At 67.8% G+C, this 9,082-nt stretch carries 7 protein-coding genes, 1 tRNA gene and 1 pseudogene; 1 reads left to right on the top strand and 8 read right to left on the bottom strand.

All coding sequences use genetic code 11. The features are described from left to right. The 6 genes from BN4332_RS22915 to BN4332_RS22890 all read right to left on the bottom strand — a co-directional run. Nucleotides 1-864 (bottom strand): serine/threonine-protein kinase (locus tag BN4332_RS22915; RefSeq protein WP_066901806.1); only part of this gene is annotated, 864 nt, incomplete at its 3' end. A gap of 61 nt (nucleotides 865-925) precedes the next feature. Continuing rightward, nucleotides 926-2,401, bottom strand: a complete 1,476-nt coding sequence (gene pbpA / locus BN4332_RS22910; RefSeq protein WP_066901805.1) for a D,D-transpeptidase PbpA — start codon at nucleotides 2,399-2,401, stop codon at nucleotides 926-928. Continuing rightward, the gene (locus BN4332_RS22905) at nucleotides 2,398-3,813 is read right to left on the bottom strand and encodes a peptidoglycan glycosyltransferase RodA (RefSeq protein ID WP_066901804.1); all 1,416 of its coding nucleotides are present in this window, start codon (nucleotides 3,811-3,813) and stop codon (nucleotides 2,398-2,400) included. Before BN4332_RS22905 ends, pbpA begins: the two co-directional genes overlap by 4 nt. Further along, nucleotides 3,810-5,333 carry a PP2C family protein-serine/threonine phosphatase gene (locus tag BN4332_RS22900; RefSeq protein WP_066901803.1) on the bottom strand — a complete coding sequence of 508 codons (1,524 nt, stop codon included), beginning with the start codon at nucleotides 5,331-5,333 and terminating at the stop codon, nucleotides 3,810-3,812. Before BN4332_RS22900 ends, BN4332_RS22905 begins: the two co-directional genes overlap by 4 nt. A gap of 82 nt (nucleotides 5,334-5,415) precedes the next feature. After that, on the bottom strand, nucleotides 5,416-5,883 hold the full coding sequence (locus BN4332_RS22895; protein WP_066901802.1) for an FHA domain-containing protein FhaB/FipA: 468 nt from the start codon (nucleotides 5,881-5,883) through the stop codon (nucleotides 5,416-5,418). Nucleotides 5,884-6,014: 131 nt separating this feature from the next. Further along, entirely contained in the window at nucleotides 6,015-7,451 is a 1,437-nt protein-coding gene (locus BN4332_RS22890) for an FHA domain-containing protein (protein WP_066901801.1), read from the bottom strand. Between the two features lie 274 nt (nucleotides 7,452-7,725). Here BN4332_RS22890 and BN4332_RS22885 point away from each other — a divergent pair. After that, a tRNA-Leu gene (locus tag BN4332_RS22885) sits at nucleotides 7,726-7,808 on the top strand. A gap of 103 nt (nucleotides 7,809-7,911) precedes the next feature. Here BN4332_RS22885 and rfbA read toward each other — a convergent pair. After that, nucleotides 7,912-8,778: a glucose-1-phosphate thymidylyltransferase RfbA gene (rfbA, locus tag BN4332_RS22880; RefSeq protein WP_066901800.1), complete on the bottom strand. Its 867-nt coding sequence runs from the start codon at nucleotides 8,776-8,778 to the stop codon at nucleotides 7,912-7,914. Nucleotides 8,779-8,870: 92 nt separating this feature from the next. Continuing rightward, a pseudogene (locus tag BN4332_RS22875) lies at nucleotides 8,871-9,082 on the bottom strand (hypothetical protein); the annotation flags it as partial.

The following is a 9,082-nucleotide window of genomic DNA, read 5'->3' as shown; positions in this document are numbered from 1 at the left end:
GGTCGGCGCCTGGTTGGGACGCGGCGGGCGCCGACCCGAACGCACCGCGGCGACCGCGTCGGCGAACGGACCGCCCGACTTGTAGCGCATGCCCGGGTTCTTCACCAGGGTGATCTCGATCAGCTCGCGCACATTCGGTGGCAGATCGGCCGGCAGCGGCGGCGGGGTCTCCTTGATGTGCTTCATCGCCACCGTCAACGCACCGTCGCCGGTGAACGGCCGTTTACCCGAAACCGATTCGTAGCCAACGACTCCCAACGAGTAGACGTCGCTGGCGGCGGTGGCGTCGTGGCCGAGCGCCTGCTCGGGTGCGATGTACTGGGCGGTGCCCATCACCATGCCGGTCTGGGTAACCGGGGCGGCGTCGACGGCCTTGGCGATACCGAAGTCGGTGAGCTTCACCTGGCCGGTCGGGGTGATCAGGATGTTGCCCGGCTTGACGTCGCGGTGCACCAGCCCCGCGGTGTGCGCGACCTGCAGTGCCCGCCCGGTCTGCTCGAGCATGTCCAGGGCGTGGCGCAGCGACAGCCGGCCGGTGCGCTTGAGTACCGAGTTCAACGGCTCGCCGTTGATCAACTCCATCACGAGGTATGCGGTGCGGCCCTCGCCGTCGAGCTCGGTCTCGCCGTAGTCGTACACGCTGGCGATACCGGGGTGGTTGAGCATCGCCACGGTGCGGGCCTCGGCCCGGAACCGCTCGACGAACTCGGCATCGGTCGAGAACTCGGCCTTGAGCACCTTGACCGCGACGCGCCGGCCCAGGCGCGAGTCGACGGCCTCCCAGACCTGACCCATGCCGCCGGTGGCGATCAGGCGCTGCAACCGGTACCGCCCGGACAGCGTGACTCCAACCCGGGGACTCATGCGTCCACCTCGCAGGCTCGGGTGACGCATTCCGAGCCCATGATTCGCTCGCAAGCGTCGCTCATGAATCCTCCCGCAGCGCCGCAGCGATCGTGGCGCGTCCGATCGGGGCGGCGAGTGCGCCGCCGGTGGCCGACAACCGGTCCCCGCCGTCCTCGATCAGCACCGAGACCGCGACCTTCGGGTCGGAGGCCGGTGCGAATGCGATGTACCAGGCATGCGGCGGAGTGTTCCGGGGGTCGGTCCCGTGCTCTGCCGTACCGGTCTTAGAAGCGATCTGCACGCCGGCGATGGCTCCCTTCTGCTGAGTCACCTGCTCGGCGGCGACCATCAAGTCCGTAAGTGTAGCTGCGACCTGGGGTGACACCGCCCGGCGCTCCTGGGCGGGAGCGGTGGTGGCGATCGTCGTCAGGTCGGGTCCTTTTAGGCTATCCACAAGATACGGGCGCATCGAGATCCCGTCATTGGCGATGGTCGCGGCCACCTGCGCGTTCTGCAGCGGAGTTAGTGCCACATCGCGCTGCCCGATGCTCGACATGCCCAGTGCGGCGCCATCAGAGATGGGGCCGGTGGTCGACTCCGCCACCTGCAGTGGAATGGCGGGCGGCGCGGCATCGAGGCCGAACGCCTGCGCCGTCGATTTCAGTTTGTCGGCCCCGGTGTCCAGGCCGAGCTGGACGAAGGCGGTGTTGCACGATCTGGCGAACGCTTCCCGCAGCGACGCGGTGGGGCCGGCCCCGCACGAGGCCCCGCCGAAGTTCTCCAGCGTGGCGGTGCTGTCGGGCAGCGGGATCCGAGGTGCCGCCGTCAGTTGGGTGTCCGGGGTGGCCCCGGCCTGCAGGGCCGCGGCGGTGGTGATTACCTTGAACGTCGACCCCGGCGGGTAGGTCTCGGAGATGGCGCGGTTGAGCAACGGTGACTGCGCGTCGTCGCGCAACTGCTGCCACGCCTCGCTCTGGGCGTTGAGATCGTGGGTGGCCAGCCGGTTGGGGTCATACGACGGCGCCGACACCATCGCCAGGATCTTGCCCGTGGACGGCTCCAGAGCCACCACCGAGCCCTTGCACGGGCCGTCGCAACCGTTCTGCAGCGCATCCCACGCTGCCTGCTGCACCTCCGGCTTGATCGTGGTGTCCACGTTGCCGCCGCGCGGATCGCGGCCGGTGAAGAAATCGGCCAGCCTGCGGCCGAACAGCCGCTCGTCGGAGCCGTTCAGGATGGTGTCCTCGGCACGTTCCAGCCCGGTGCTGGAGTAACCCAGCGAGTAGAACCCGGTGACCGGGGCGTAGGCCTCGGGGTTGGGGTACGTGCGCAGGAAGCGAAAACGGCCGTCGGTGGCGATCGAATAGGCCAGCAGCTGGCCGCCCGCCGTGATCTGGCCGCGTTGCCGCGAATACTCGTCGAGCAGCACCCGCTGGTTGCGCGGATCGGCGCGCAACCCGTCGGCGGTGAAGACCTGGGTGATCGTGGCGTTGGCCAACAGCAGCACGATCAGCACCATGATCGTGACTGCCACCCGGCGCAGGGAGGTGTTCATACCTTCTCGATCACCTCGGTGTTGGCCGCGGCGATGGGTGTGGGGTTGGGCGGCGGGGTGGTCGAGATGGGCCGGCGGGCCGCGTGCGAGATACGCACCAGGATGGCCAGCAGCAGATAGTTCGCCAGCAGGGAGGACCCGCCGTAGGACATCCACGGCGTGGTCAGCCCGGTCAGCGGAATGAGTTTGGTGACCCCGCCGACCACGATGAACAACTGGATGGCCAGGGTTGCGGACAGTCCGGCGGCCAGCAGCTTGCCGAAGCTGTCGCGCACGGCGATGGCGGTGCGCATCCCGCGGATGATCAAGATCGTGTAGAGCATGAGAACGCCTGCTAGCCCGACCAATCCGAGCTCCTCGCCGATGGCGGCGATGATGAAATCGGTTGCGGCGGCGGGGACGGTGCCGGGCTGTCCGTTGCCGAGCCCGGTGCCGAAGATGCCGCCGGTGGCGAAGCTGAACAGCGATTGGACCATCTGATAGCCGGCGCCGTCCGGGTCGGCGAACGGGTCCAGCCAGGTCTCCACCCGCACCCGGACGTGGCCGAAAACCTGGTATGCCACAACGCTTCCCGCGGCGAACAAGGCCAGTCCGATGACCACCCAGGACAGCCGCTCGGTGGCCACGTAGACCAGCACGAGGAAGGACGCGTACAGCAGAAGCGAAGTGCCCAAATCCTTTTCGAACACCATCACGCCCACCGAGGCGGCCCAGGCCAGCAGTAGGGGAGCCAGGTCCCGGGGGCGGGGGAGGTCGAGCCCGAGGAAGTGCTTGCCCGCGCTGGTGAACAGGTCGCGCTTGGCCACCAGCACCGCGGCGAAGAAGATCAGCAGGAGGATCTTGGAGAACTCGGCCGGCTGAATCGAGAAGCCGGGGAACTGGATCCAGATCTTGGCGCCGTACTGCTCGGAGTACTTCGCCGGAAGCAACGCCGGAATGACAAGCAGCACAAGGCCGGTCAGCGCGCAGATGTATCCGTAGCGGGCCAGCATGCGATGGTCGGACAGCAGCGCCACCAGGACCGAGAAGCCGATGACTCCGACCAGCGTCCACATCATCTGCTGGTTGGCCGTTCCGCCCAGTCCGTCTGACGTCAGCTCACCCTTGGCCAGGTCCAAGCGGTGGATCATGACCAGACCCAGCCCGTTGAGCAGCGCCACCACCGGCAGCAGCAGTGGGTCGGCATACGGCGCGAAGCGGCGCACGGCCAGGTGGGCCGCGGCCATCAAGGCGCCGTAGGTGACGACGTGGCGCGCCAGGTCCCAGCTCAGGCCCTGTTCCTGGTTGGCCTCGACGATCAGTAGCGCGACGGTGGTGATGAAGACTGCGAACCCCAGTAGCAGCAGTTCCGCGTTGCGCCGATTCGGTAGCGGCGGCATGACGGTAACCGGCGACTGGGGTTGAGTTGTCATGACACGGCTCGGCAGTTCGTCCCCGGTTCGGGTGGCGGGGGAGGCAGTGCGGTGACCGTGGGTGACGGTGGGGGAGACGGCGCCGGGGCCGCGGGAGTCGGCGCCCCGGTGGTGGTCGGCGTGCCGGGCGTCTCGGGAGCGGGCGACTCGGGGGTCGGCGGTTCGGTGCCTGGTGCCGGTGCCGGTGATGGGCTGGGGGAGGGCGTCGGCCCGGGCGCCGGAGTGGGCTTGGACGTCGTGGTCGCGGTCCGCGGGGCACACACCGGCAGCACGGAACTGCGGGCGAGCTCGCTGATCTGGGCGATGGCCTCGTCTTGCGTACCGCCGGGCAGGCCGGCGGTCACCGAGGCTCGTTCCGACGGGCGCATGTCGTCGACCGCCATCAACCGGCAGTCACGGTTGTCCCGATTGTCGTCGGCGTCCACGAGCGAGAGCTCGTTGCGTGCGTTGAGGCAGCCCAGTCGGTAGGGCTCCTGCAGGGAGATGCCCAGAAAGGAACCCTGCACCCCGCGCATGATCGACACCGTGCCCTCGTGCGCGCCGACGTAATAGTTGTTGCGGATGATCTCCCGGCCGATCGCCAACCCGCCGACGAGCACCAGCACCAACAGCACCGCTGCGATGAGGATGCGGCGTCGTGACCGGGGAGTGCGAGCCGGCTCGGCCGGTTGGGGGATCACCCGCTTCGGTTCGTTACGCCGGGGATTGAACGCCGAGGCCCGCCCGGCGGCGGTGTCCGGCGGCGCGCTCTGATCGTCGTCCCCGGACACCGCACCGGCCAGGATCGGCTGGGTCTGTCCGTAGTCGTAGTCGACGACGTCGGCGACCACCACGGTCACGTTGTCCGGCCCGCCGCCGCGCAGCGCCAATTCGATCAGCCGGTCCGCGCTCTCGGCCACATCCTCGATCTGCAGCGCCTCGTGGATGGTTTCCTGGCTGACCGGATCGGACAGGCCGTCCGAGCACAGCAGGTAGCGGTCACCGGCCTTGGCCTCGCGCACGATCAGCGTCGGCTCGACCTCGTGCCCGGTCAGCGCCCGCATGATCAGCGAGCGCTGCGGATGGCTGTGGGCCTCTTCGGCGGTGATCCGGCCCTCGTCGACCAGCGTCTGGACGAAGGTGTCGTCCTTGGTGATCTGCGTCAACTCACCGTCGCGGAGCAGATACCCGCGCGAATCGCCGATGTGGACCAGGCCCAGCCGGTTGCCCGCGAACAGGATCGCGGTGAGCGTCGTGCCCATGCCGTCGAGCTCGGGGTCGGCCTCCACATGCGCGGCGATCGCGGCATTGCCCTGCCCGACCGCGGTGTTGAGCTTGCCCAGCAGGTCGCCGCCGGGTTCGTCGTCATCGAGGTGCGCGAGCGCCGCGATGACCAACTGAGAGGCCACCTCGCCCGCGGCGTGGCCGCCCATGCCGTCGGCGAGCGCCAACAGCCGGGCCCCGGCATAGACGGAGTCCTCATTGTTGGCGCGAACCAGCCCGCGATCACTGCGCGCGGCATAACGGAGAACGAGGGTCATGTGTCTCGCGCTCCTCGCGTGCGCAGTGCTTGTTCTGCTCCTCGCGTGCGCAGTGCTTGTTCTGCTCCTCGCGTGCGCGGCGTCACGGACGCAACTCGATTACCGTCTTGCCGATTCGAACCGGCGTGCCGATGGAAACCCTTACCGCTGTTGTCACCTTCGCCCTGTCAAGGTATGTGCCGTTGGTCGATCCTAGGTCCTCGACGTACCACTCCGAACCTCGTGGCGAGAGACGGGCGTGGCGCGTAGAAGCGTAATCATCGGTGAGCACCAACGTGGAGTCGTCGGCACGGCCGATCAGCACCGGCTGGGTACCCAACGTGATGCGGGTACCGGCCAGTGCTCCCTCGGTGACCACCAATTGCCGCGCGATATTGCGCCGGTCCCGGCTCGGCAGCAGGGAGCCGCGCAACGCCAGACCCCGGCGGACCATCACCGCGCCCGTCGGCGCATAGATATCGGTACGCAAGATGCGCAGCACCGACCAGATGAACAGCCAGAGCAGCAGGAGGAATCCGACGCGCGTCAGCTGCAGCACTAACCCCTGCATCTGACGTCCTCTCCGTATCCGCCCCGGTGGCATTGCTCAGCTACCGTCGGCAACGTCACGATACTTGGACGGCGATAGCCGTGAGGGCGAAGCGGGGTGCTTGCCACTCCGGTGTGTCCGGTCTCAGACGCTCAGTGCACGCGCACGATGATCTCGGAATGGCCCAGCCGGATCACGTCGCCGTCGGCCAGCTGCCACTCCTGCACGGGTGCGTTGTTCACCGTGGTGCCGTTGGTGGAGTTGAGGTCTGACAGCAACGCAACCTGGCCGTCCCACCGGATCTCCAGATGCCGGCGCGACACCCCGGTATCGGGCAGCCGGAACTGAGCGTCCTGGCCGCGGCCGATCACGTTGGCGCCTTCGCGCAGTTGGTACGTGCGACCACTGCCGTCGTCGAGTTGCAGCGTGACCGAGGCGCCGCCCGCGGCGTAGTCGCCGCCGCCGTAGCCGCCCTGGGCTCCGTAACCGGGCTGGCCGCCCTGCGGGGCGCCGTAGTCAGCGCCGCCGTAGCCGCCCTGATCGCCGTACCCGCCTTGCTCGGGGTAACCGCCCTGCTGCTGCGGTTCGCCGTAGCCGCGGCCGTAATCCTGCTGCTGGCCGTAGTCCGGGCGCCCGTAAGCCTGGCCGCCGTACCCGCCCTGCTCGGGGTAACCGCCGCCCTGATCCGGGTAGCCGCCACCCTGGCGAGGGTCCTGACGTCCGTAGTCGTACTCGCCGCCGCCGTATCCGGGCTGACCACCCTGAGGAGGCTGGCCGTAGCCGCCGCCCTGCGGGGCGCCGTAGCCGCGGTCGTAGCCGCCGCCGGGCTGAGCGCCGTAACCGGCCGGCGGGCGCTGCTGCTCATAGGACTGCGGGGGGTAGCCGCCGCCCTGGTCCGGGTAGCCGCCCTGATCGGGGTAACCACCCTGGTCCGGGTAACCACCCTGATCGGGGTAGCCACCGCGGTCGGGGTAGCCGCCGCGCTGCGGGGGGTATCCGCCCTGGTCCTGAGGGGGATAGCCGCCCTGCTCCGGCGGGTACTGGCCGCCGCGGGGATCGTCCTGTGGGTGTCCGTAGCGGTCGTCGTAGTAATCGTCGCCGGGCCGCCCTTGTCCCTGGCCGCCGCGGTAATTCGGGTTATCGGTCATAGGTGGTTCTCCTGATTCTGCGGTGAACGCATGGTCGCCTCGGGCTCGCGCGGATTCGCCAGCGGTCGAATCGGGGTTGACCGCGCCACGTGCGCGAAACTGTCCGGTGTGCAAGTTCGGTGATTGTTCGAATCTAACGACCACATCACCATAAGTTTGCCACCCCTGATCACGGATGAATCCCCCCAGATGCTTGGCGAATGCGGTCGAAGTCAGGTCAGTATCAGCGCTTACCTTCTGATAGTCAGTGCCACTGAGCGTAATTACGTAGTCGTTCGGTGCCAAAACTTGTCCCCCGGCCACCGTACGGGCTCGGGACTCGGCTTCCCGGCACAACGCCGTCTCTACTTCTTGGGGCACGATCGAGCCGCCGAAGACCCGGGCGAACGCATCGCCGACGGTCGATTCGAGTTTGCGTTCGATGCGGTCGACCAGACCCATGTCACCGCCCGCCTTTACTCGTTGTCGTTCGTCGCCTCGACACGGTCACCCGTGCTCCCGCGTGTCGCTCTGGCCACACTGCTCACAAGCATGGTATCGGCCAACTGCCGTAATGCGGGACCAACAGAACTCTGAGAATCAGATCGACGCTGGTCAGTGACCTGATCTAGATGAGCTTAAGGATTCTCTGGCGTTCTGACGGGCCTCGGAGCGGCCTGCTGATCGGCCGGTTTGGGAACCGCGCGTCCGCAGTGTTACGCTGCCTCGGTCATTCGGGCGAGTGGCGGAATGGCAGACGCGCTGGCTTCAGGTGCCAGTGTCCTTCGGGACGTGGGGGTTCAAGTCCCCCTTCGCCCACAGCGAGCGGTTCGGACGAACTGCGACGAAGGCCGCGGACTCCACGGAGTTCGCGGCCTTCGTGTTTGTCAGCCGTATTCGTCAGCGCGACCGACGTGCCGGCCTACATGCGCTCCAACAGCTTGAGTAGATAGTCGCCGTACCCCGACTTGGGGAGTTCGCGTGCGCGGGCGGCCAGCTGCTCATCATCGATGTACCCGACGCGCCAGGCCGTCTCCTCGGGCACCCCGATCTTCAGTCCCTGACGGCGTTCGATGGTGCGGACGAAATCGCTGGCATCCAAGAGAGAGTCGAAGGTCCCGGTGTCCAGCCACGCCGTCCCGCGGGCCAGCACCTCGACCGACAGGCGGCCCTGATTCAGATAGATCTGGTTGATCTCGGTGATCTCGTATTCGCCGCGGGCCGATTTTCGGAGCGACCGGGCTATTTCTATGACGTCGTTGTCGTAGAAGTAGAGCCCCGGTACGGCGTAGTGGGATTTCGGTGTGGCCGGCTTTTCCTCGAGGGACAGCGCCGTCCCGTCGGAGCCGAACTCGACGACGCCGTAGGCCGACGGGTTGGCCACCCAGTAGGCGAAAATCGATCCGCCGCGGACATTCTGGAACCTGCGCAGGCTGGTACCCAGCCCGGGCCCGTAGAAGACGTTGTCGCCCAACACAAGTGCCACCGAGTCGGTGCCGATGTGCTCGGCCCCGATCATGAACGCCTGCGCCAGCCCCTCGGGCTCCGGCTGGACCGCATAGGTCAGGTTCACCCCGAAGGCCGAGCCGTCGCCGAGGAGTCGCTCGAAAGCCGGGGCGTCGGCGGGTGTCGTGATCACCAGAATGTCGCGGATGCCGGCCATGATCAGCGTGGACAGCGGGTAGTAGACCAGTGGCTTGTCGTACACCGGCAGCAACTGCTTGCTGACGCCCATGGTGATCGGGTGCAGCCGGGTGCCGGAGCCGCCGGCCAGCAGGATTCCGCGCATGGTGCTTACCTCGCGAGGTCGCTCACGTGCGCGGCTTGGCTCAACACGCCCGTCACCTTAGCGCGCCCGCACCCGCGGTCAGCCGAAATGAACTACGGCGCCGGGTTGTCCCAATGGTCCAGGCAGACCAGCTCGCTGACGGGGCGGCGGCGCACCGGGCCGTGGGAACCGCGCGGCCAGCCCACCACGACGTGGCCCGCCAGCATCCAGTCTTCCGGCACCCCGACGGCCTCGCGCATCAGTTGTTCGCCGTCGTAGGAGGCCCAGCTGGTCAGGTGGTGGCGGGCGAAGCCGTCGCGGCGGG

Source organism: Mycolicibacterium houstonense (assembly GCF_900078665.2).
In the GTDB taxonomy this organism is placed as follows: domain Bacteria; phylum Actinomycetota; class Actinomycetes; order Mycobacteriales; family Mycobacteriaceae; genus Mycobacterium; species Mycobacterium houstonense.
This window is presented reverse-complemented; position numbering and strand designations above follow the sequence as displayed.

Bases quoted from the DNA above. Each gene is read 5' to 3' on its own strand.
- pbpA (WP_066901805.1), bottom strand. From the start codon at position 2,401: ATGAACACCTCCCTGCGCCGGGTGGCAGTCACGATCATGGTGCTGATC.
- BN4332_RS22905 (WP_066901804.1), bottom strand. From the start codon at position 3,813: ATGACAACTCAACCCCAGTCGCCGGTTACCGTCATGCCGCCGCTACCG.
- BN4332_RS22900 (WP_066901803.1), bottom strand. From the start codon at position 5,333: ATGACCCTCGTTCTCCGTTATGCCGCGCGCAGTGATCGCGGGCTGGTT.
- BN4332_RS22895 (WP_066901802.1), bottom strand. From the start codon at position 5,883: ATGCAGGGGTTAGTGCTGCAGCTGACGCGCGTCGGATTCCTCCTGCTG.
- rfbA (WP_066901800.1), bottom strand. From the start codon at position 8,778: ATGCGCGGAATCCTGCTGGCCGGCGGCTCCGGCACCCGGCTGCACCCG.
- BN4332_RS22890 (WP_066901801.1), bottom strand. From the start codon at position 7,451: ATGGGTCTGGTCGACCGCATCGAACGCAAACTCGAATCGACCGTCGGC.